At 53.6% G+C, this 22574-nt stretch carries 26 protein-coding genes; 7 read left to right on the plus strand and 19 right to left on the minus strand.

Going from position 1 to position 22574, the window contains the following annotated elements:
• Window positions 1-146: 146 nt before the first annotated feature.
• The 8 genes from QSJ10_RS08915 to QSJ10_RS08950 form a co-directional block, all read right to left on the minus strand.
• A complete protein-coding gene (locus QSJ10_RS08915) occupies window positions 147-1388 on the minus strand; it encodes an ABC transporter substrate-binding protein (protein WP_053532461.1) in 1242 nt (413 codons plus the stop codon).
• Window positions 1389-1523: 135 nt separating this feature from the next.
• The gene (locus QSJ10_RS08920) at window positions 1524-2579 is read right to left on the minus strand and encodes a LacI family DNA-binding transcriptional regulator (RefSeq protein WP_053532463.1); all 1056 of its coding nucleotides are present in this window, start codon (window positions 2577-2579) and stop codon (window positions 1524-1526) included.
• A 210-nt stretch (window positions 2580-2789) separates the two neighbouring features.
• Entirely contained in the window at window positions 2790-4466 is a 1677-nt protein-coding gene (locus QSJ10_RS08925; protein ID WP_053532464.1) for a glycerol-3-phosphate dehydrogenase/oxidase, read from the minus strand.
• 158 nt (window positions 4467-4624) lie between these two features.
• Window positions 4625-5179: a glycerol-3-phosphate responsive antiterminator gene (locus QSJ10_RS08930; protein ID WP_053532466.1), complete on the minus strand. Its 555-nt coding sequence runs from the start codon at window positions 5177-5179 to the stop codon at window positions 4625-4627.
• A 15-nt stretch (window positions 5180-5194) separates the two neighbouring features.
• On the minus strand, window positions 5195-5350 hold the full coding sequence (locus tag QSJ10_RS08935; RefSeq protein ID WP_162839629.1) for a hypothetical protein: 156 nt from the start codon (window positions 5348-5350) through the stop codon (window positions 5195-5197).
• A gap of 16 nt (window positions 5351-5366) precedes the next feature.
• On the minus strand, window positions 5367-6764 hold the full coding sequence (locus QSJ10_RS08940; RefSeq protein ID WP_049624922.1) for a HAMP domain-containing sensor histidine kinase: 1398 nt from the start codon (window positions 6762-6764) through the stop codon (window positions 5367-5369).
• Complete coding sequence (locus QSJ10_RS08945) at window positions 6761-7435, minus strand: response regulator transcription factor (protein ID WP_033014032.1); 675 nt, start codon at window positions 7433-7435, stop codon at window positions 6761-6763. The genes QSJ10_RS08940 and QSJ10_RS08945 overlap by 4 nt, the downstream gene beginning before the upstream one ends.
• 186 nt (window positions 7436-7621) lie before the next feature.
• Window positions 7622-7744 carry a hypothetical protein gene (locus QSJ10_RS08950; RefSeq protein ID WP_255350134.1) on the minus strand — a complete coding sequence of 41 codons (123 nt, stop codon included), beginning with the start codon at window positions 7742-7744 and terminating at the stop codon, window positions 7622-7624.
• A gap of 258 nt (window positions 7745-8002) precedes the next feature.
• Here QSJ10_RS08950 and QSJ10_RS08955 point away from each other — a divergent pair, with 258 nt between their 5' ends.
• Window positions 8003-8467, plus strand: a complete 465-nt coding sequence (locus QSJ10_RS08955) for an Hsp20/alpha crystallin family protein (protein WP_033014031.1) — start codon at window positions 8003-8005, stop codon at window positions 8465-8467.
• An 84-nt stretch (window positions 8468-8551) separates the two neighbouring features.
• Here QSJ10_RS08955 and QSJ10_RS08960 read toward each other — a convergent pair whose 3' ends face one another.
• The gene (locus QSJ10_RS08960) at window positions 8552-8692 is read right to left on the minus strand and encodes a hypothetical protein (protein ID WP_162839628.1); all 141 of its coding nucleotides are present in this window, start codon (window positions 8690-8692) and stop codon (window positions 8552-8554) included.
• A 116-nt stretch (window positions 8693-8808) separates the two neighbouring features.
• Here QSJ10_RS08960 and QSJ10_RS08965 point away from each other — a divergent pair, with 116 nt between their 5' ends.
• Both QSJ10_RS08965 and QSJ10_RS08970 read left to right on the plus strand, forming a co-directional pair.
• Window positions 8809-8994: a hypothetical protein gene (locus QSJ10_RS08965; RefSeq protein ID WP_033011257.1), complete on the plus strand. Its 186-nt coding sequence runs from the start codon at window positions 8809-8811 to the stop codon at window positions 8992-8994.
• Complete coding sequence (locus tag QSJ10_RS08970; RefSeq protein WP_033011258.1) at window positions 8994-9248, plus strand: sigma-G-dependent sporulation-specific acid-soluble spore protein CsgA; 255 nt, start codon at window positions 8994-8996, stop codon at window positions 9246-9248. The genes QSJ10_RS08965 and QSJ10_RS08970 overlap by 1 nt, the downstream gene beginning before the upstream one ends.
• Before the next feature lie 35 nt (window positions 9249-9283).
• Here QSJ10_RS08970 and QSJ10_RS08975 read toward each other — a convergent pair whose 3' ends face one another.
• Window positions 9284-9628: a YppG family protein gene (locus QSJ10_RS08975; protein ID WP_049624923.1), complete on the minus strand. Its 345-nt coding sequence runs from the start codon at window positions 9626-9628 to the stop codon at window positions 9284-9286.
• 197 nt (window positions 9629-9825) lie between these two features.
• Between QSJ10_RS08975 and QSJ10_RS08980 the strand changes: the two genes are divergently transcribed.
• Both QSJ10_RS08980 and QSJ10_RS08985 read left to right on the plus strand, forming a co-directional pair.
• Window positions 9826-10026 carry a YppF family protein gene (locus QSJ10_RS08980; protein WP_033011260.1) on the plus strand — a complete coding sequence of 67 codons (201 nt, stop codon included), beginning with the start codon at window positions 9826-9828 and terminating at the stop codon, window positions 10024-10026.
• 85 nt (window positions 10027-10111) lie between these two features.
• Window positions 10112-10282 (plus strand): hypothetical protein, encoded by a 171-nt coding sequence (locus tag QSJ10_RS08985; protein ID WP_162839627.1) that lies wholly within the window; start codon window positions 10112-10114, stop codon window positions 10280-10282.
• Window positions 10283-10335: 53 nt separating this feature from the next.
• On the opposite strand, the gene QSJ10_RS08990 is transcribed toward QSJ10_RS08985, so the two are convergent.
• Window positions 10336-10578 (minus strand): hypothetical protein, encoded by a 243-nt coding sequence (locus QSJ10_RS08990; protein ID WP_033014029.1) that lies wholly within the window; start codon window positions 10576-10578, stop codon window positions 10336-10338.
• Between the two features lie 213 nt (window positions 10579-10791).
• Between QSJ10_RS08990 and recU the strand changes: the two genes are divergently transcribed.
• Complete coding sequence (gene recU, locus QSJ10_RS08995) at window positions 10792-11397, plus strand: Holliday junction resolvase RecU (RefSeq protein ID WP_033010104.1); 606 nt, start codon at window positions 10792-10794, stop codon at window positions 11395-11397.
• 33 nt (window positions 11398-11430) lie between these two features.
• Window positions 11431-14136 (plus strand): PBP1A family penicillin-binding protein, encoded by a 2706-nt coding sequence (locus tag QSJ10_RS09000; protein ID WP_053532471.1) that lies wholly within the window; start codon window positions 11431-11433, stop codon window positions 14134-14136.
• Between the two features lie 102 nt (window positions 14137-14238).
• Here the strand turns inward: QSJ10_RS09000 and nth are convergent, their stop codons facing one another.
• From nth to panD, 8 genes are all read right to left on the minus strand, one after another.
• Window positions 14239-14910, minus strand: coding sequence for an endonuclease III (nth, locus tag QSJ10_RS09005; protein ID WP_033010102.1), 672 nt, complete (start codon window positions 14908-14910; stop codon window positions 14239-14241).
• An 88-nt stretch (window positions 14911-14998) separates the two neighbouring features.
• Window positions 14999-15703 carry a DnaD domain-containing protein gene (locus QSJ10_RS09010; RefSeq protein WP_033014027.1) on the minus strand — a complete coding sequence of 235 codons (705 nt, stop codon included), beginning with the start codon at window positions 15701-15703 and terminating at the stop codon, window positions 14999-15001.
• A 63-nt stretch (window positions 15704-15766) separates the two neighbouring features.
• On the minus strand, window positions 15767-17059 hold the full coding sequence (asnS, locus tag QSJ10_RS09015) for an asparagine--tRNA ligase (RefSeq protein ID WP_033014026.1): 1293 nt from the start codon (window positions 17057-17059) through the stop codon (window positions 15767-15769).
• Window positions 17060-17220: 161 nt separating this feature from the next.
• Entirely contained in the window at window positions 17221-18402 is a 1182-nt protein-coding gene (locus QSJ10_RS09020; protein ID WP_049624833.1) for a pyridoxal phosphate-dependent aminotransferase, read from the minus strand.
• Window positions 18403-18423: 21 nt separating this feature from the next.
• On the minus strand, window positions 18424-18903 hold the full coding sequence (locus QSJ10_RS09025; protein ID WP_049624832.1) for a cell wall elongation regulator TseB-like domain-containing protein: 480 nt from the start codon (window positions 18901-18903) through the stop codon (window positions 18424-18426).
• Window positions 18904-18908: 5 nt separating this feature from the next.
• Window positions 18909-19079: a YpmA family protein gene (locus tag QSJ10_RS09030; RefSeq protein WP_064502496.1), complete on the minus strand. Its 171-nt coding sequence runs from the start codon at window positions 19077-19079 to the stop codon at window positions 18909-18911.
• A gap of 306 nt (window positions 19080-19385) precedes the next feature.
• Window positions 19386-22139 (minus strand): ATP-dependent DNA helicase DinG, encoded by a 2754-nt coding sequence (gene dinG / locus QSJ10_RS09035; RefSeq protein ID WP_053532472.1) that lies wholly within the window; start codon window positions 22137-22139, stop codon window positions 19386-19388.
• A gap of 50 nt (window positions 22140-22189) precedes the next feature.
• The gene (gene panD, locus QSJ10_RS09040; RefSeq protein WP_033010095.1) at window positions 22190-22573 is read right to left on the minus strand and encodes an aspartate 1-decarboxylase; all 384 of its coding nucleotides are present in this window, start codon (window positions 22571-22573) and stop codon (window positions 22190-22192) included.
• Between the last annotated feature and the right edge of the window lies 1 nt (window position 22574).

Below are 22574 nucleotides of genomic sequence, written 5' to 3' on the forward strand. Positions count from 1 at the left end.
TTGATTTTCTTGAAAATAGGCAATGAAACGCTTCGTTCCCTTGTCACGACAACCTCTTTCCGCATCGTATCACCTCCTAATGATAAGAGGGGGAGAAAAACCGAGGGACTCCCCCTATTTTCTTCCCGTTTCTCCTTCTTGCCTAATTACTTACGCTCTTTCACTTTTTCCCACTCGGCGTCCATTGTTTTTAAAAACTTCTCCACATCTTGATCATGCGTCAACTGTTGTAACAAATTGGCCAAATTGATGCTCGGCGGAATATAATGGTCTGGAAAATCAACGAGCGCCCCCTTGGCAAAGCTTTCTTTTAATCCTTCCAACATCGGATCCTCCTGCGTTAATCCCTTGATGGCCGAGAGCGCATTTTGTTCAGCCATGTACGCCTTTGCATTTTCCTCTTTTAATAAGAAGTCGATAAATTTCTTTGCTTCTTTCGGATGTTTTGATGTTTTCGAGATCGCAAAAAGAAGATCAACACCGGATACTAATTTGGTTTGTTCCGGATTATTTGTTACAGGATACGGGAATACGCCAAGTTCAATGTTCGGATTGGCCTTTTTAATTTCCGGAATCGCCCAGATGCCTTGCAAGTACATCGCCGACTCGCCTTTGGCAAACGCCACGTTGCCATCCGCATATCCTTTGCCAAATTGATCTTTATGCCCGTACTTCAACAGCTCCACAAATTTTTCCGTTGCTTCTTTATACCCTTTTTCAAAGCTTGTTTTGCCTTTATTTAAATCTTGGAAAAACGTTTCCCCTTGCGTGTTGGCTGCCAAAGCGTTGTAAGCAGGCAATGTCGTCCACGCATCTTTAAACGTAAAGTAAAACGGCGTTTTTCCGGCTGCTTTGATCTTTTCGGCTGCAGCTATAAACTCATCCCATGTTTTCGGAACACTCAAACCAAGTTCTTTGAAGATGGCTTTGTTGTAAATGACGGCATCCGCATTGGCCGCATAAGGAATGGCATACACTTGTTCCAGTCCACTGACGTCTTTTACCATTTGAATATACGAAGGTTGAATGTTGTTCAGTTCCGGCGCTTTCGTGACATCTTCAAACATCCCCGCTTTGGCGAGTTCCGCAAATGTCGTATCGGCGCCAACCCCAACGATATCTGGCATGTCTCGTTTAGCGGCGCGGGTTTTTAATACTGTTCCTGCATCGGGCGGATTGGCGTTGACAACATCAATGTTTGGGTTTTCTTTTTCAAATTTTTCAATCAGTTTATCGAATGTTCCCCTTGCTTCGGGTTTGTAATGGAAAAACTCAATTTTGACTTTTCCGCCTGATTCGCTTGCGTTTTGTTCCGTTTTGTTTCCGCATGCGGTAAGCAGCGAAAAAGTTAATGCACTGGACATGACGAGTGCGAGTGCTTTTTTCATCTTCCATGTTCCCCCTTTTCCCTTTGCTAACATGTACGGCTTCATTCAACAGCCATCCGTTTTTTTGTTAAGTTGTCAGCGCTTACTTTTTTTTGTTACATAGCTTCCTGCTATGATTCTCGCCGCTCACCCCCTTTATGTATTTTGACCGCGTTTTGCACAGCTTTCCCGAATGATAAGTTCCGCCGGAGTGACGATTTTAACCGGAATGTTCCGGTTCCCCGTCCTCCGCTCATGCAGCGCGTTTGCAGCGAGTCTCCCCATTTCATGCGCGTATATTTTCACTGTTGAAAGGGGCGGGTTCAAAAATGCTGCGGCGTCAATGTCATCGAAACTAATGATAGATATGTCTTCCGGAACTTTAAGGTTTGCCTGGTGAATCGCGTGTAGAGCCCCGATCGCCATCGGGTCGCTAGCGATCACAAACGCGCTTGGCAAATCACCAGAGTCAATCGCCGTCTTCATCAATTCGTATCCGCCCGCCGGCCCCCAGTCGCCGACAAATACATGGTACGGCTCATAAAGTCCAAGCGCTTTCATTTTTTTCTCAAATGTCCGTTTCCGTATATCATCAACTTCGTAACTTTTTCCGCCATTAAACTTTTTGATCGTTTCCGATCCGCCGATATAGCCAATTCGCGTATGGCCAAGGGCGATTAAGTAATCAATGATTTTCTCTGTAGCCGCTTCCAAATCGGAGCAAACCACATCGTACCCGTCTACATCAATAACTTGGGTTATGAATATGATAGGGCGTTCCTCTGGAAAATGGCGCTGAATGTCGTCGGGATCAATACCGCCAATCACAATTAGCCCGTCAAACTGGCTTAAGTCTTGTATATCTGTTCCGCTGTTTACCCGGATGACGGAAGAGACGTGCAACGGCAATTGTTTGCACTGCTCTTCAATCCCGTAGCGGATAGAACTAAAATACGGATCTGTCGTTTCCTCATGCTGGGATACCGCGAGCAACAAAGCAATGTTATAACATTCAGACTCCTTCGTTTTCGGCGGATTAGCCCGGTTCGTACTGCGTCTCCGCACCGGTTTATAATTAAGCTCTTTAGCAATCTCAAAGACACGCTGGCGCGTTTCCTCGGAAACGGAGAGAGTGGCATCGTTATTTAAAATTCTTGATACCGTTGCGATTGATACATTCGCTTTTTCGGCAATATCTTTCATCGTAATCATTATGCATTACACACTACCTTTTAGTTAAATTAACTTATTTATTTAAGTAAAATATAACAAACAAAATAGTAAAAGTCAATAAAATATTTAAATTTACCCAAAATTTACCTCAATTTAGTTTTGGAACACATACATATTCGACCACTATTTTACTGAAATTAACCCCCAAAAAAGGCGCTCAAAATCGAGCGCCGATACCCTCTAAACCCTCTATTTATTCATGATCCTCCGGTCATCATCTTCTGCTACCAACACCGCTTGACGCAGCGCTTGTTCCAGTTCTTTCGTGTACGTTGCCTTCTCTTCCCCCGTCCACCCCAAATGCCGCGCCATAAACGCGATAACCGCTTCTTTTTCCCGCCGGACGGCGTCGATGTCAAACAGCAGCGCCCCGGTGCGGCGGATGAAGTAGTCGACTGGTTTGACCGCCATTTCTTCCTCGATGGCGTAGACGAGGCGGACGAACGTTTCGCGCGTTAAGCCGGACGAGCGGTCGTACTCGCTGCTTAACGCAAACAACCGGTCGACATTTGTGCCGTACTGTTTTGCCAGCCGCGCCCCTTGTTCTTCTGTCAGCCCATAGCGCGCCGCTTCCTTCGCCTTTTCGGCGATGAAGGCCGGCAGCCGATGCGAGCCGCCGACATCGCCGCCGGAAATTGGCAGCTGTTTCGTTTGGCACGGGCGGAACGTTTTTCCCTCTTCTTTTTCCAATTGTTTGGCGACGAGGTCAACGACCGTTTCTGCCATTTTCCGATAGCCGGTCAGTTTGCCGCCAGCGATCGTGATGAGGCCGGATGGCGATGTCCAAATCTCGTCTTTGCGGGAAATTTCCGACGGGTCTTTCCCTTCTTCATAAATGAGCGGACGGACGCCAGCCCAGCTCGACTCGACATCATCAGCGGTGATGCCGACGGACGGGAACATGTAGTGAATCGCCTGCAATAAGTAATCACGGTCTTCTTCGGTCATGGCCGGATGAGCAGGATCATCGTCATAAAATGTATCGGTCGTGCCGACATACGTTTTCCCATCCCGCGGAATGGCAAACACCATCCGGCCGTCCGGGGTGTCAAAATAGACGGCCTGCTTGAGCGGAAAACGCTTTTGATCGATGACGATATGGACGCCTTTTGTTAGCCGAAGCCGCTTGCCGGTTTTCGATCCGTCTTTGTCGCGCAGCGCATCAACCCACGGTCCGGCGGCATTGACGACTTTTTTGGCGCGGATGTCATATACTCGTCCGCCGAGCAAGTCGCGGCAGCGGGCGCCGGTGATGCGGCCGCGCTCGTCATACAAAAACTGTTCGGCTTTGACATAGTTGACGGCGTCGGCGCCAAGCTCGACCGCTTTTTTGATCACTTCGATCGTCAAGCGGGCATCGTCGGTCCGATACTCGACGTAATAGCCGCCGCCGATCAGGCCGTCGCGCTTTAAGAGCGGCTCTTTTTCCAACGTCTGTCGGGCATTAAGCATCGTGCGCCGCTCGCTTGGCTTGACGCCAGCCAGCCGGTCATACAGCCAAAGGCCGACCGACGTGCTCCATTTGCCGAACGTTCCGCCGCGGTAAATGGGCAGCAGCATCCACTCCGGTGTGGTGACGTGCGAGCCGTTTTCATACACAATCGCCCGTTCGCGCCCGACTTCCGCGACAAGCTTCACCTCGAACTGCTTTAAGTAGCGCAAGCCGCCGTGAACAAGCTTCGTCGACCGGCTTGACGTGCCGGCGGCGAAATCTTGCATCTCGACAAGCGCGACCGTCATGCCGCGCGAGATGGCATCCAAGGCGATGCCGCACCCGGTGATTCCCCCGCCGATCACCAACAGATCGTATGGCTTTTCGCTCATCGCTTCGAGAACGTTGTTCCGCTGTTTGCTTGAGAATGTCATGCATGATTCCTCCTTTTAAAAAAGACAAAAAGAGACCATTGCAAACACGATAAGCCTTCGCCTACCATGTGTGCATGGTCTCTCCTTGTCTCCTGACTGATGATTAACTTGTTGCTTTTATTATAGCAGACTGCGGCCGATTTGGCCAGCTCAACGCATTATCCATTGTAGTGGCGCCATAATGTTTCGTTGGACGTGGTCACCGCCACCGCCCCAGCTGCAAGCGCCTGCTCGACATCGTCGACCGTGCGGATGAGGCCGCCGGCGTAAATCGGTTTTCCCGTCCGTTCTTTCACTTCGCGGATGATGTGCGGCATGGCGCCCGGGATGACTTCGATGCAGTCCGGATTCGTTTTGACGATCAGCTGGTAGCTTTTCTCTAAAGCGTGGGAATCGAGCAAAAAGATGCGTTGCACGGCCAAGACTCGTTTTTGCCGCGCCTTCATAATGACGCCCGCTTTCGTGGAAATGAGGCCATGAGGGCGGAACTCTTGGCAAAGGTATTCCGCCGCATGTTCATCATGGCTCAGCCCTTGCACCAAGTCGACGTGAATGAGCAACTCCTTGCCATGCCGGCACGCATAGGCAAAGATGCTTTTTAACTGGGCAATATGTACCTCAAGCAATACACCGACCGTGTACCCGCTTGACAAAAAGGCGTCAAATTGCTTCATCGTTTTAATGGCCGGAATGATGCGCTGTTTCGCTTCCATTTTCTTTTCTTCGATTCATCCTCTCATTTTGTCGATCTCATCTAGGCATGACAGTGACATCATTGTCCGCGGTTTGCATGTCGCGATTTTCACCCCGCGCTTGCGGAACTTCTCGACAACGTAATGAATCGCTTTTTTGCCTGCCGTCTCTTCGCCATGGGAATGTCCCATGTCTCTCACTCTCCTCCTATTCCGCTTTCGGAATGGCCAGTTCGACCGTCGTTCCTTGATCGATCTCGCTTTCCACTGTAATTTGCCCGCCGTATTTATCGATGATTTCCTTGGCGATGGAAAGCCCGAGCCCGGCGCCGCCTTGTTCGCGGCTGCGCGCCTTGTCGACGCGATAAAAGCGCAAAAAAACGTTTTTCAGCTCGTCTTTCGGAATGCCAATGCCATGGTCGCGGACGGCGACCGTCACAAATGGCCCTTCCTCTCGCAGAGAAATGGCGATTTTTTTCATCCGTTGAGAATATTTTACCCCATTGTCAAGCAAAATGAAGAGCAATTGTTCAAAATGATGCTTGGCCATCGCCAGACGCGGCAGCGGCGTTTCCGGCTGATCAACAAGAAACTGAAAATCGGGATGCAAAACGCGGAAATTTTTCACGATTTGCCCGATGGCCGCAGCAGCGTCAATAGGAGCAATCTCTTTTGGAATCACGATCGCCTCAGCGCGCGACAAGTCAAGCAGTTCAAGGACGAGGCGCTTGAGCCGCTCCGCCTCTTTCATCGCCGCCTCAAGCGATTCTTCCAAAATCTCCGGGTTGTGCTTCCCCCACCGTTGCAGCAACGAAAGATGGCCTTGCAAAATGGCAAGCGGCGTGCGCAATTCATGGGACGCATCTTCGACGAATTGCCGCTGCATGGCAAAGGTGCGCTCAATGTCATCCATCATGCTGTTGAACATTATCATCAGCTCGGCCATTTCATCGCGCGCCGGGGGCACATCAATCCGCTGTTTCAGCCCGTTGTTTTTGATGTCGGCCATCGTTTCCGCCAACGTTTTTAGCGGTTTGACGAACCGTTGCGCCATAAACCGCCCGGCGAAGGCGCTCGCCGCCATCGCGCCAAAACCGATCACCGTCATAATAAGGAAAAGCATGTTCGTTACTTGTTGAAACTTCGTCAACCGGCGGACGATTTCAATCGTTCCGCGCAAATGTCCGATATGAAGCGGCTTGCGCAGCAGCAAAAACCGTTCGTTGTTGACGAAATGCTCATCCATTTTCAACCGGTCGGGCATATCGCTTGGCGAGAGCGAGACGGCGGCGCCGTTTGACACCGAGACGACGACGTTTCCCTTCTCGTCGGTGACACGGATGAGCTGATAGCGCTCATTCAGTTTTTCCAGAAACGAACGGCGGCGGCGAACATCTTCCCATGATATATTACGTTTTTCCGCGTAATACGTTTCAATTTCCGCCACCGTTTGTTCCATTGTTTTTTTTTCTTCGTTCAGCAGCCATTGCTTGACAATGTGGTATTGCAAAAAGGTAAAGACAAAGTACGTAATAAAAATCGCTCCGGCAGACAAGATGGTCAGCTTCCCCTTCAACGAGAGCTCGCGGGGGCGGAATCGCTTCATGGCCGCATCACATATCCAGCGCCGCGCACTGTTTGGATATATCGTTCCTTATCGTGTTCATCGAGCTTTTGCCGCAAATAGCGGACATAGACATCGACGACGTTCGTCTCCACCTCGGCGTCAAACCCCCACACTTTGTCAAGCAGCACATCGCGCGTCAAGACGACGTTGATGTTTTGCATAAAGGCGACGAGCAAATCGTACTCGCGCTTCGTCAGCTCGATAAACTCGTCCCCCTTTTTTACCGTGCGCGCCTGCGTGTCAACGACCAAATCTTTAAACGCCAACACTTGCCCGTCGGCTTCAGAATGAACACGGCGGAACAAGGCGCGGATGCGGGCCAGCAACTCCTCAATGGCAAACGGCTTGACAATATAGTCATCGGCCCCGTTATCGAGCCCCATGACGCGGTCAAACACGCTGTCGCACGCCGTGATCATCATGATCGGCGTCGATTTCGCCGCCCGAATGCGGCGGCATACTTCCATGCCGTTTAAGCGAGGCAGCATGACATCGAGCAAAATCAAATCCCATGATTCCGACAAGGCGAGTTCAAGCCCTTCACGCCCGTCGCCGCACACGTGCACATCAAAGCCTTCATGCGTTAAATCCAGCTCCAAAAACCGGGCCAAGCCGGCTTCATCTTCAATTAATAAAATCCGTCCGTTCACGGTCTCCGTCCCCTTTCTTGCTTCTAGTTCTTGTCCTCCATCCCGGAGCAAGGACCCGCCTTGCGCCGCTTCCACACTTTCATTTTACTACAGACAAAGAAAAAGCCAATCGCCAACGGGGCGATCAGCAGCCAAGCGAAAGCGGACGCCGCCCCGCAAGCTTCCCGCACATCCAAAGGCAGCCGCTCACGAGTGGCGGTTCACAAACGAGTGGACAATCGCCTGAACAATTTCAAACGCTTGGTACGAAAGAAGCGATACAGCCGTTCCAGAAAAAAACAACATCACCAGCCAATGAATCCAATGCATCACGCCATCCTTCCTCGCGCTGCCGGTGGGCGGCAGCGGTATTTGTGTGCATGACCATAGATGGTGGTGTCATTATATTCCAAACGGGTTAAAACCGCATGAGAAATCGCTAAAAAAAGCGGAAAGTGACTTTTTTTCCCGTCCGTACATACATTGACAATAAAGAGGATCTCCTCTATGGCTGCCGGCCGTCCAAGCGGCGGAAACGGCGGGCGGAGGAACCTTGCCACTTTTCGGAATGGAAAGAGAGGGAGTGTAATGAACGGACCGTTTCAACCGCCTGCAAACGGAGACGGCAATCACCCGTTCCATCATTTGCGGAAACTCGTGAACCAATGGTTCGATGAACGACCATTGCAAAAACTGTTTGAAACGCTTGACGATTACTTCGCCCAAACATTTGCCGCGGCGTACATCCCGATCGAGGTGAAAGAAACGAAGCGCGACTATCAAATCATCGTCCGTCTGCCGGACATCAAGCGGGATCAAATTAGCCTGCAGTGGCATGAAGACGGGCTGCAACTTGTCATCGATCACCATGAAACGATCGAATCGTCCGACGACAGCGGCCATGTATACGAACGGCGCCAGCAGCGGCGGCGCGTGGCGAGGATGATTCCGTTTCCGTATCCGGTGGCCGAACATGAAGTGAAAGCTTCATTCCAAAACGGTACACTCGTCATTCGCCTGCCGCAAAAACGGAAATACATCGGTATCGATTAAAATCCAAAGAAGCGCCTTCCGTCCACCCAAGCCATTAAAAAGGCCGTTCCCCATGTCGGGAGCGGCTTTTTTCCCATCGGGCTTCTATTGTTTATGCGAAGGGCTTCCATACCGGTTGTTGTGTTCCGGCGTCGGATCTTTTTGGATGTCCCATTCCTTGGCGATTTCTTCACGATTGTGTGGATACTTATTTTTCCGTTCCCGGTTGTCGTTGCGGTTGGTCACTGTCTGTCACCTCCTTGCCGTCTGCGATTAGGTTGCGCGTTTTTTTCGGAACATAACCGCGCCATACATACTTTCTACACTGCTAAGCTACGCTACTGTTAGGAGGTGCAAAACGAATGGCCAAACTGCCCGATTTCAAACAGTTGAACGACCGGCTGATCAATGAGCCGTCCGCTGAGCCGCGGCTTGTCATCAAAACGAATCTCGATCCAGACCGCGTCACAGAAGAAAACCCGTATGCGGAAGGCAAACCAAACGTCAGTCGAACGTTTGTCTCGTTTTTTGAAGGGGGCGGATCGTGATGGAACAAACGCTCGCCTATTTGCGGGAAATTTTGTCCAATTATTTGGACTGCCATGATGAGACGCCAAAGCGTATTTACAAAAAGCTGATCAGCAAACCGTACCGGGGCGAGGGCGAGTTTGTCCGCGACTTGACGCAAGAAGAGAGCGCCTTTTTGGATCGCATTTTGCCCCATGAAATCCGCTACGCGATGGATGAGCGCGATTATGAGCGCGTCTACCAGCTGAATGAAGTGTACGAGCTGCTCATTTGACAGGGCAAAGCCGCTCCGCTGGGGGAGCGGCTTCGTTACTCTTTAAACGTGCTGAGCAGCCCTTTTAACATGCCGTTGACTTGATTGACGACATTGATCATCTGCCCCATCGTGTTCATCATTTTGTTAATATCATACGTCCCGTCACTGTTTTTTAACTGGGCGAGAAAAGACGGGCGCGGCGGCGGCAGCAGCGACCCTGGTTTCGGGTATGGCATCGGGTGCGAAGGCGCGGCAGCGTGGAATGGCGAAGCATATGGCCAATGAATGGGCGCCGACGGAAGGTGGAAGGGCCAGCCGTATGAGTAGGGCCAATGGCCGCCGAAGCTGTATGGTCCGTGGGCGGGCGGCGGCGAAATTTGTCGCGGATAACGGTGCATGTGTATCCTCCCCATCTTTGATCATCGATTCCCCCAGCGAAAACAGGGGATCAGCTGCCACTAATATATGTGTGTATACTGGGCCGCGTGCGCGCGGACATGTAACCTCTTGTCGGAAGTTTTAATTTTCGGAAATCGCCCTTTCCTCCTATTTTCATGGTACGATGTAAAAAAAGGGGGAAGGGGGAAAAGCATCAATGAGCATCACGGAATTGAAACATAAGTTCATGGCGGTCAAACATTGCGAGCCGGCTGAGGCGAACGAACTGCTCGATTTCGCCCGTCGCCTTTATTTGCGCGGGGAAATTTCGCTTGCCCAATATCGCGACTTAGTGCGCGAGCTGGAACAAGCCGGCGCCTGTCAGCCGGACGAAACGGAAGAATACGCTGGACTTTAGGTCTCGAGGGAGTTTTTCCCTTCTTTTTTTTTGCATACTTTCGGCCTGAAATCCCCATCGTAATAAGCAAGGGGGGTGTTGGGCAATGGGCCGAGGCGTCCATTTCAACCATAAATTGAAAGGACATGACCACGAAAAACCGAAACATGGCGAGCCGGCGCCGCCGAAGCATACCGAGCGGGTCGAATATGAAATCAACACAGTCGCGACGGCTGAAGGCGGCCCTGTCTCGATCACAACAGGAAAAGATACGTAAAAGGAAAACGCTGTCCCCGCAGCCGAGGGGACAGCGTTTCTGCCGCCGGCTGTTTACACAAAATACAGTTTTGACGGCAACGGTCGCTCCGCGTTCGCTTTTTTCCCATCAAGCCGCCGTTCGACGCCGGCGATCCGCCCTTCAAGATGCGCGAGGTGCTCTTTGTTTTGGGCGTACCGCTCCTCAATGACATCCGCGATCACCTTTTCCATTTTCGCGTCCACCTGCTCGATGAGCGCGACAATTTCCTGAAGCTGCTTTTCAATCTCTTCTTTTTTCACTAACCGTTTTTCCATTTCCTCTCCCCCATTTCTGGCGTGATGATATTCCATTCGCGTCCAAGGGGATCACTCCCTGCTGCAGCGACAAAAGTAGAACAGATTCGGCAAAGAAAGCGGGATGCGGCCGCCATTCGACAACAAGAGCAGGCGCAGCCGTGGGGAAGAAAAAAAGGCGCATCTTTTCCGAGCGTATGGTATAATAAAAACCATTCAAAGGAGATGAACGCGATGGCACTCAAATATCCAGGAGGAAAAGAATACCGCGGAAACGGACCGAGCGCGGTGCGACCGCCGGCGGCAGCCGGCTATGCCAACCGCGGCATGACGCTCGAAGACGACTTAAACGCGACGAATGAATATTATCGGGAGCACGGCATCGCTGTCATCCATAAAAAGCCGACTCCGGTGCAAATCGTCCGCGTCGATTATCCGAAACGGAGCGCCGCCGTCATCAAAGAGGCCTATTTCCGGCAGGCGTCGACGACCGACTACAACGGCATCTATCGCGGCAAATACATCGACTTTGAGGCAAAGGAGACGAGAAACAAAACGTCGTTTCCGCTGAAAAATTTCCATGCTCACCAAATCCGCCATATGGCGCAAGTCATGGCCCACGGCGGCATTTGCTTTGCGATTTTGCGTTTTTCCCTGCTCAATGAAACGTATTTGCTTGACGCCTCCCACTTAATTGCCCGCTGGAATGAGCAAGAAGCCGGGGGAAGAAAGTCGATCCCAAAACGGGAGATCGAACAATACGGGCATTATATCCCGCTTGGCTACCAGCCGAGAATTGATTATATTAGTGTAATAGAAAACGTGTACTTCACCGCTTAAGGTGAAAACTTGTAAGAAAGGCAGGATTTGCTTATGTCTGGTGAATATCGTTCTCGTGTGGAACGAAAGCAGGCAGCGAAACAGACGAAACAAAAAAAGGCGAAAAAGAAAAGAGGGAGGTCCTGGTTGAAAGCGATCGCCATTGCGATAGTGCTGATGATCGCCCTTGGCGCCATCGGGGGGGTGGCTGCGTTCGCCTACTTTGTCAAGGACGCCCCTCCGCTCGATGAGGCGAAAATTAAAGATCCGCTCTCGTCGACCGTGTACGATATGAGCGGAAAGAAAGTCGCCGAGCTGGGCGGTTACAAACGGACGTACATCTCATACAAGGACGTGCCGAAAGTGCTGGAAAATGCGGTATTGGCGACCGAAGACGCCCGCTTTTACGAGCATCACGGCATCGACATCGTCCGTCTAGCCGGCGCGGTCATCGCCAATATTCGCGAAGGGTTCGGCGCGGAAGGCGGCAGCACGATCACCCAGCAAGTCGTGAAAATGACGTTCCTCTCATCAAAGAAAACGTTGGAGCGGAAAGCGCAAGAAGCGTGGCTCGCCTTGCAGCTTGAGCAAAAGTATTCGAAGCACGAAATTTTGGAAATGTACTTGAACAAAATTTATTACTCAGACGGCATTTATGGCGTCGCCCGGGCGGCGGAATATTACTTCGGCAAAACGAACTTAAAAGAGCTGACGCTCCCTGAGGCAGCGCTCTTGGCCGGCATGCCGCAAAGCCCGAACCGGTACAACCCGTACGATCATCCGGAGGCGGCGAAAAAACGGCGCGACACTGTCTTGTCGCTCATGGTGAAACATGGCTTTATCAGTGCGGAAGAAGCGGAAAAAGCGAAGCAGGTGCCGATCAAATCGATGCTCACCGAGCGGAAAAAGCCGCAAAATTCCGTGCCATACGACGCCTTCATTGACGAAGTGATCAAAGAAGTGACGGACAAAGCCAATGTCAACGTCTTTGAAGACGGGCTGAAAATTTACACGACGCTTGATCAAGAGGCGCAGTCGTACGTTGAAAAGCTATTAAACTCCGATCAACATTTTACCGCCAAAAAAGATTTGCAGTCGGGAATCGCCCTCGTCGACACGAAAACGGGCGCCATTCGCGCATTAGGCGGGGGACGCCACCGCGACAACATCGAGTTCGGTTTCAACTACGCAATTCAGCCTGTCGGCCAGCCCGGTTCAACGATTAAGCCGATTTTGGACTACGGGCCGGCGATCGAATATTTAAAATGGTCAACCGCGCACATTCTTGTTGACGAGCCGTATACGTACTCCGACGGCACCCCGATCCGCAACGCCGGCGGACGCTACGCCGGACCGGTGACGGTGCGCAATGCCCTCACATGGTCGCGCAACATCCCGGCGTTAAAAACGTTCCAAGCGGTCGGCAAAGAGCGGGCGAGAGAGTTTGCCAACCGGCTCGGCATGGGCTTTGACGAAGTATATGAGCCGTACGCAATCGGCGGCATATCGCGCTACGTATCGCCGTTGCAGATGGCCGGCGCCTACGCCGCCTTCGGCAACAACGGCGTTTACACGAAGCCGTATGCGGTGACGAAAATCGTCTTCCCAGACGGCACGGAAATGGACTTAAAGCCAAAACCGAAGCGAGTCATGCATGATTACACCGCATACATGATTACCGACATGCTTAAATCGGTCATCCGCTCTGGCACTGGGCGGTCCGCCTATGTTCCAGGGTTGGAGCTCGCCGGCAAGACCGGAACGACAAACTACGGCAAAGACGGCGCGAAGTTTGGCCTCAAACGGGACGATGTGCCGGACAGCTGGATTATCGGCTATACGCCAAACTACACGGCGGCCATTTGGGTCGGCTTCAGCAAAAAAAGCGAAACAGCTACATTAGGGAGTCGGGAGCAGCGCATTCCGAAGCTCTTGCTGAAAGATCTGATGTCCCATCTCGACGATGGCAGTGGAGAGTTTCAGCGGCCGGACAGCGTCGTCAAACTGCCGATCAAAAAAGGCACGAATCCGCCGAAACTTGCCGGCAAATACACGCCTGAAAGCAACATTACGTATGAATTGTTCGTGCGCGGCACCGAACCGACAGAAGTCGCAAAAGATGAGCCGGAAGAGCTCCCGGCTGTCAAAGGGTTGGCCGCTTCGTACGACCAAGCTGCCAACATGATTTCCGTCTCTTGGTCGTATGATGAGAAAACCGACGACACGCTGTTTGAAGTGCGCATCAAAGACGAGCAAGGGCATACGGAAACGGTCACGACCAAAGATTTAGGCGTGACAGTTACGAACGTGGCGCCAGGGGCTTCGTACACGATCGCCGTCTATGCCAAGGAAGGCGAGCGGATGAGCAAGCCGGCGATCACGAGCATCCGCATCCCTGGCGGCGAGCAGCCGACGGCGCCGGGCAATGGAGCGAACGGTGATGGCAACAACCGTGGCGCCGGAAATGGCGGCACGAACGGGGATAACAGCGATGATCATGGGGGCAATGGAAACAATCAAAATAACAACAATGGCGGAAATAGCGGAAACAACGGCAATGGCAACGAAGATCGCGATGATGGCGGCGAAGAGGACAACGGCGGCAAAGACAATGGCGGCGAAGACAACGGCGGCAAAGACAACGGCCAAGGGGATGGCGGCGCAACAACGCCAACGAAACCAACAACCCCAACGACGCCGACCAATCCACAATCAGGAAACAGCGGCAATGCTGGCATGAGAAATGGAAGCCGCCAGTGAGATCACCTGCCTCAAAAAAGCGGATGGCCCGATAAGCCATCCGCTTTTTCATGGCGACTTGCCTAGAAATATGCCCGTCCGGGAAAAAGCGGGCGAGCCCATTCAGTCGGCACGCGCACGTTTGTTTTCCCTCTTTCGCATCCGCTTTTTTCCCTCGCGACATAAATGAAGAAGCGGGCATACCGGGCATTGCGGCGCCTGCGCCTTGCAATGGTAGCGGCCGAAAAAAATCATCCGGTGGTGGGTGATCGACCATTCTTCCTTTGGAATGGTTTTCATCAACGTTTGTTCCACTTCCAGAACTGACGCGTCCCAACGGCAAAAGCCGAGCCGCTTGCTGACCCGCTCGACATGCGTATCAACGGCGATGGCCGGAACGCCAAATGCCACGGAGACGACGACGTTGGCCGTCTTCCTTCCGACGCCCGGCAGCTTCATCAATTCATCGCGGTCGCGCGGCACCTCACCGTTGTACTCCTCAATCAGCATCGCGCACAACTTTTGAATATTTTTCGCTTTGTTCCGGTATAATCCGATCGATCGGATGTCTTGCTCCAGCTCTTCAAGCGGCACCGCGATGTAATCGTGCGGCGTTCGGTATTTTTCAAACAAATGTTTCGTCACCTTATTGACGAGCGCATCGGTGCATTGCGCTGACAAAACGACCGCGATCAACAGTTCGAACGGATTGCGGTGCACAAGTTCGCAATGGGCATTGGGAAACATGTCCGCCATCACGTCCAAACAGCAGCGGATTTGCTGCTTCGTCAGCATCCCTCTTCTCCTCCTTTCGCGATGTTTGGCCATCCATACGAGCATTTCGCGATTTTGGCCAAACAAAAACGAGAGACTGCGCTCTCGTTTACGAGTCAAGCCAGTTGAAAAACGGAATCGTCTGCTTAAATTCTCCTGTCTCCTGTTTCGCCGGGCGGGCGAGCGGTTTCGGCTTGCGGAATTTTTTGCCGTAATCGTGCGCCTGCTCGATCGTGCGGATGCCGTTCTTTTTCCACTCAAACAAAATGCGGTCGATGTAGCGAAAGTTCAGTTTTCCCGACAGCACCGCCTCGCGCAGCGCAGCTTTAATGATGGCCGGTTCATGGCCGTCTTGGTCGATCCACATCGCGAGCGTTTCACACTCAAACGGGGAGAGCGGGCGGCCAAATTCTTGCTCAAAAACCGTATATAGGCTTTCCTCCTCCTGCTGGCCGCCGCACTCATCCTTGGCCGCTTCTGCATACAAATGGTGAACCAGCTGCTCCCAAAGCGGTTCGAGCGTATACTTTTCGCTGCGGATGCCGCGTTCGTCCGTATGCTCCTCAATGGCCACCATCCCCTTTCGCAAAAGGCGGCGCATCATTTCCATGCACTCCGCCGCCGGAACCGTCATTCTCTCGGCCAGCTCCGCCGGCGTCGGAAAGGTGATCCCTTGCTCAAAAAACGACTGCATATGCAAAAGCAGCACGAGTTCCGCCTCGCTCAAGCCAAGCTGTTTATAATGGTTCAATAACAGCTTTGGAACGGCGACGCTTCCTTGCGCCAGCCATTCGGCCACCTTTTTCTTTTCCATGCCGATGCACCTCAACTATAGTATAACATGCCGGCGGCAAAAAAACCCCCTTTTTGCAGGGGGTTACGGATACAAACGGTTGAGAAGGCGCGGGAATGGGATCGTTTCACGCACATGCTCGACGCCGCAAATCCAAGCGACCGTGCGCTCAAGGCCGAGCCCGAACCCAGAGTGCGGCACCGATCCGTATTTGCGCAAATCCAAATACCATTCATACGCCTCAAGCGGCAAATGGTGTTCCTCAAGGCGTTGCTTTAACAAGTCATAATCATGGATACGCTCCGAGCCGCCGATAATTTCCCCGTACCCTTCCGGGGCAATGAGGTCGGCGCACAACACAACGTCCGGCCGCTTCGGATCCGGCTGCATATAAAACGGCTTTAATGACGTCGGGTAATGAGTGATAAAGACCGGCTTCTCGAAACTTTCCGCAATGGCCGTCTCATGCGGCGCGCCGAAGTCGTCGCCCCACTCGATGTCGGTGAACCCTTTGTCGTGCAAAAGCTTGATCGCTTCGTCATACGTCAGGCGCGGAAACGGCGGCGTGACCAACTCAAGTTTGGACACATCGCGCTCAAGCCGCCCAAGCTCGAGCCGGCAGCGGCTGAGCACCGACTGCACAAGATAGGAGACGTACTCTTCCTGCAGCCGCAAGTTGTCTTCAAACTCGTAAAACGCCATTTCCGGCTCGACCATCCAAAATTCAATCAAATGGCGGCGCGTTTTCGACTTTTCAGCGCGAAACGTCGGGCCGAATGAAAATACTTTGCCGAGCGCCATCGCCGCTGCCTCCATATACAGCTGGCCGCTTTGCGACAAATACGCGTCTTCATCGAAATATTTCGTGTGGAACAGCTCGGTCGTTCCTTCCGGCGCGCTGCCGGTCAAAATCGGCGCATCGACTTTGACGAACCCGCGGTCGTTGAAAAACTCGTACGTTGCCCGAATGACCTCGTTGCGGATTTTCATAATGGCATGCTGACGCCGCGACCGAAGCCATAAATGGCGATGGTCCATCAAAAATTCGACGCCGTGCTCCTTTGGCGTAATCGGGTAATCGACCGCTTCATCGATGACTTGCAAGTCCGTAACCGACAGTTCGTAGCCGAACGGCGAGCGCTCGTCAATGCGCACTGTTCCGGTCACATACAGCGATGTTTCTTGCGTCAACGTTTTCGCGCGTTGGAATACTTCCTCTGAGACGTTCGCCTTTTCGACGACGCCTTGAATGAAGCCCGTCCCGTCGCGCAGCTGCAAAAAGACGATTTTTCCGCTCGAGCGCTTATTGGCCAGCCAGGCACCGATCGTGACTTGCCGGCCGACATATTGGTTTACTTCCGCAATCGTCGTTTTCACGTACTTATTCCCTCCAATGATTGACACGTCCATCATTCGCTATTATACCGTTGCGCCAACACGGCAGCAACGGCCAGGTCGGGGCGGCGAAATGCGGCGCTTTGTACTGCACCGGCCGTTGCCGCCTGACAGCATATCCACCCTGCCCCGTGTGGATTTGGTTACGCGCGCGCTTCCATGAATCGGCGGATGCGTTCCACCGCCGTTTCCAGCGCCTCAAGCGAAGTCGCATACGACAGGCGGACATTGTCCGGCGCTCCAAACCCGGAGCCGGGCACGAGGGCGACTTTCGCCTCTTCGAGCAAGACGGCGACGAACTCGTCGACCGTGCGGCAGCCCGCCATCTCCGCCGCTTTGCGGGCGTTCGGGAACAAGTAAAACGCCCCTTGCGGCTTGACGCATGTAAACCCTGGAATTTGCACAAGCTTGTCGTAAATGATATGGAGCCGCTCTTCAAACGCTCGGCGCATTTCTTCTACCGGATCCTGCGGGCCGCTGTACGCGGCGATGGCCGCGTATTGGGCGATTGACGTCGGGTTGGATGTACTGTGGCTCGCCAAGTCGGTCATCGCTTTGATGATTTCTTTTGGACCTGCTGCATACCCGATGCGCCATCCCGTCATCGAATGCGACTTCGACACCCCGTTGATGATGACGGTCTGCGCTTTCAGCTCCGGCGCCAGCTCAGCGATCGAGACATGCTTCGCTCCGCCGTAAATCAGCTTTTCATAAATTTCGTCGGAGACGATCAAGAGGCCGTATTCTAAGCAAATGTCACCGAGCGCCTTCAGTTCTTCGGCCGTGTAAATCATGCCGGTCGGGTTGCTCGGCGAGTTGATGATGACCGCCTTCGTCCGCGGCGTGATCGCCTGCTTCAGCTGCTCTGGCGTAATTTTGAAATCGTGTTGTTCCAGCCCTTCCACATAAACGGGAACGCCGCCGGCGAGCTTCACTTGTTCCGGGTAGCTGACCCAATACGGCGTCGGGATGATGACCTCATCGCCCTCGTCGAGCAGCACTTGAAAGAGGGTGTAAAGGGCGTGCTTCGCCCCGACGCATACAATCACTTCCGCCGGCTCATACTCAAGCCCTTGATCGCGGGCAAACTTTTTGATGATTTCCGCCTTCAGCGCCGGCAGCCCGCCCGAGGGCGTATATTTCGTATGCCCTTCGTTCATCGCTCTTACCGCTGCATCGAGAATGTGCCGCGGCGTATTGAAATCCGGCTCTCCGGCCCCGAGGCCGATCACGTCGTATCCAGCCGCTTTCAATTCTTTCGCTTTCGCCGTAATGGCCAATGTCGCCGATGGCGTCAGCGACGCCACCCGTTTTGCCAGTTTCATCGCTTCTTCCCCCTCATGTCCTCATCGTTGAAAACTGTACCTCTTCAAGAACGCGCCATCGGTGAAATGAAGGTAATAAAACGAATACCTTCCTTCCGAATCGATATATGTCAACTCCCAAAGAGGCACGCCTTTTTCCATGCCGAGCGTCGCGTCAATGATCTGCTGCGGGCGGCGGTCGCGCTCTAAAATGGCGCGCGCTTTTGCTTCGCTGATGCCGCTGTCCGCCCGCTTGACGACGACATTTCCTCCTTTTTCCGGCACCCAAACGACGACGTCCGTTTTTTCTTGCTTCGTCCGGCCGATGAATACAGTGTACGCTTCATCCCCATAATATGTATAGACTTTCTTGACGTCAATCAATCCGACTGCCTCCCTCGCCCGCGCAAGCGCGTGTTCCGCCATGGACCGTTTGGGCGCCATCGCCTCTCCATAAATCAACCATGCCTGCCAAATGAGGAAACCAAAAAAAAGGAGAGCCAACCATCCCCATTTTTTCATCGCGATCACGTCCGGTAAATCGTGAAGACGGCCTGTCGTTTGTCGTTCTCATCCAAAGCAAGGCCAAACATTAAATTGTTGCGCTTCAGCGTCCGGTTCAAGCAGTCGACAATTTTGTACAAATCGTCGGAATGCTGGACTTTGACGGTGGCGAGCACTTCAATTTTGCTTTCCATTTTCGTCGCTTCCTCCTGTGCGGCGCAAATTTTGTTACTTATACAGGCCGGCGGCTCCGGCAACAATACAAATACAGCAGATCTGCAGCCAGGCAGCGAAAGCCGCAGGCTGCCAGCATCGCAGTTGTGCTTCTTCCCTATTATAGCAGGTTTGTCCGACCATTTCATAACAAATTTGCCCGCCTACACCGCCAACGCAAATTTGCTTCCTTCCGCCCCGCTCGATGCGGGGAATTTTTTTGCTGCCTGCCATCTTTAGATTGCACCGTTTCCCCTCTCTTTATGAGAAGGAAGCGACGACATGCCCTAAACGCCATTGGGCCGGCGGCCTTGCCAAAGCCAGGCGTCCGCCGCATCGAGCAGCTCCAAAAGTCCACCCTCATGCACAGGAAACGGCGGCAGCGACGCGAGAAAGTCCGCTCGGTACGGAGCGTTCGTCAACCGGCGGTCAAGGACGAACACCAATCCCTTGTCGCGCTCGGTGCGGATGAGACGGCCGACGCCTTGCTTCAATCGGAGGACGGCCTCGGGAAGCGACAGCTCATAAAACGGATCGCCTCCCCGTGCACGAATGCGTTCGCTTTTCGCTTCCATCACCGGATCGTCCGGAGGAGCAAACGGCAAACGCGCGATGATGAGCGCATCAAGCGCATCCCCCGGCAAATCGACCCCCTCCCAAAAACCGCTCGTCCCAAACAGCACAGCGCGCTCAAACTGCAAAAACGTCCGGATGAGTTTGGCCGGACTGCCGCTTTGCACCCCTTGAGCGATCAAGACAAATGGTTCGTCCGCCTCGTCGTTTTTTAACGCCTCGACGGTCATTTTCAACAATTCGTACGATGGAAACAACACAAGCAGCCGCCGGCCGACGCGCCGGGCGACTGCTGTGATGGCCGCCGCTGCCGCCTCGGCATACGTCTCGACCGAAACAGCGGAAGCGAGCGGCATGTCCGCCGGCACAAAGAGCGCAGCCTGTTCCTCGTAGCGAAACGGCGCCGGAAACGAGCGGCACAGCGGATAAAACTCGTCCAACCCGAGGCGCCTCGTCATATACGCGAAACGCCCGCGAACCGTAAGCGTTGCGGAAGTCAAAATGACGCTCCGCTTTTTCATAAACAGCCGGTCCGCAAAAAAATCGGCGAGGTCGACCGGCTGGGAATAAAGGCGGACGGCGTTCGCCGCCCCTTTCTCATCCGCTTCGATCCAGCGGACGGCGCTGGGATCCGTTTCCGTCAACAGCCGGACAAGCGTTGCCAGCTGTCGCTCCAACGCCGCCAAATCCGCTGCCAGCGAAGCAGGCAACGGAGAACCATCCGCGGCGGGCGCTGACACAAGCGGCATCGCGGCACCGCATAGCGCCGCTGCCGAGTCGCGCAGACGCCAGCATAACTCCGTCGCTGCCTGCCACGTCCGGCCGCCCTCGTCAGCCGGGGAAAAACGGCAGCGGCAACGGCCGGCCCGCGCCGGCTTTTTCGCAAGCGCATAGCGGCGCAGCAAACGGAACAGCTCGTCCCCTTCAAATTGCAACTCTTCCAAACGCCGTTGGCAGCGGGCGATCGCGTCTTCCGCTTCACCGTGCTCCGCTTCCGGCCATTTTCCAAGCGTTTGCGCTATTTTGGCCGTCAGCAGACGAAAAGACACGTAGTCAATCCGTTCGCCAAACGAATGGGCGGCAGCGTCCTCGAGCCGATGGGCCTCATCGATGACAAGATGGCGAAACGGCGGCAAAAGCGGCGAAGAAGCTGTCAAATCATGAAGCAAAAACGCGTGGTTCGTAATGACAATATTCGCCCGCTCGGCGCGTTGTTTCGCTTGGGCGAAAAAATGATGCCTCCCGCCGTCTTCCCCCTCGCCAATGGCCAGCTCTGACAACAAAAGACGGGCGCCGGACGACACATTCAATTCGTCCAAATCGCCGCTGTCTGTCTCAAGCAGCCAGACGAGCAGCTGGCACTTCAACAGCGCCGCATCGTACGTATCGCACGGTTCAGACAAAAACGAAACGAACTTGTCGAGGGAAAGGTAGTTTTGCTTCCCTTTCAAGACGGCGACCCGAAGCGGAAACGGCACGACTTGCCGCAGCACGGGCAAATCGCGGCGGATGAGCTGCTCTTGCAGCTGAAGCGTATGCGTGCTTACCACGACCCGCTCCTGGCGCTCACCGGCAAAAAAGGCGGCGGGAATCAAGTAGGCGAGCGATTTGCCGAGCCCGGTTCCCGCCTCAATGAGCGCATGCTGGGACGTCGACAGCGCCTCATAGACAAGCCGCATCATCTCCCACTGCCCTTCACGTCGTTTGTAGCCAGGAAGAGGAAGGGGCGGCGCCTGTTCATAAAAAGCAGCGAACGAGGCGGAAGGGGAATGCCGTCTGCCGTCATCCGGCTTTGGCGCCGGTTTTTTCAGCGCAATGCCGCGGTATACCGCGACCGTGTCATCCACTGGCGCTTCTTTTCGTTTTTCCGCAATGACGGCGTCCAAGAGCGAATAAATGTCGCTTTTCAAATGGCGGGCGAGGCGGCGCAGCTGTTCAAGCGTCAACAAGGGCAGGCGGTGCAGCCGTCCGAGCAGGGCAATGAACAGTTTGGCGGTCACTTCCGCATCGCTGTCCGCCTGGTGCGGGCGATCATGGCGAAGGCCGAGCTGTTTCGCCAAATCGCCAAGCTTGTAGCTTTCCGCCGACGGCAGCACGATGCGCGCAAGTTCCACCGTATCGATCGTCGGACCGGCAAACGGCGGACGCCCGGCCCGCTCGAGCTCCGCCTGCAAAAACGGCAAATCAAAATCGACGTTATGCGCGACGAAATACGCCCCCTTCATCATGGCGGCAATCTCGCCCGCTTTATCGGCAAACAGCGGCGCCTCTTCAACGGTCTGCTCGTCAATATTGGTCAGCTGTTGGATGAACGGCGGGATCGGCTGTTCAGGGTTGAAAAAGCTGGCAAACCGCGCCACGATCGAGCGGCCTTCCACCACCGCCATGCCGAGCTGGATGATCCGGTCGCCCTTTTTCGGCCCGTTTCCGGTTGTCTCCAAATCAATAATGACAAAGCGCATTGCCATAAACGATCACCTCAAAACGAAAAGGGGCGGAAAGCCCCTTTTTGACCACATTATAAAATCGTATGTGCCGGCTCTTCGGCGATAAGCTGCGCGATCCGGTTGTGTTCGTCCATAATGGCGATTTTCGGACGATGCGCGGCGACTTTTTCTTCCGGAACGAGCGCATACGAAATTACGATGATGATATCCCCTTTTTGCACGAGGCGGGCGGCCGCGCCGTTTAGGCAAAAGACGCCGCTGCCGCGCTCCCCGGGGATGATATACGTTTCAAAGCGGGCTCCATTATTATTGTTGACCACCTGCACTTTTTCATTAGCCACCATGCCGACGGCGTCCAAAATATCTTCATCGATGGTAATGCTGCCGACGTAATCCAGGTTCGCTTCCGTCACACGGGCGCGATGAATTTTGGCGTTCATGAGCGTACGAAACATG

The organism is Geobacillus stearothermophilus ATCC 12980, assembly GCF_030369615.1.
GTDB classification, from domain to species: domain Bacteria; phylum Bacillota; class Bacilli; order Bacillales; family Anoxybacillaceae; genus Geobacillus; species Geobacillus stearothermophilus.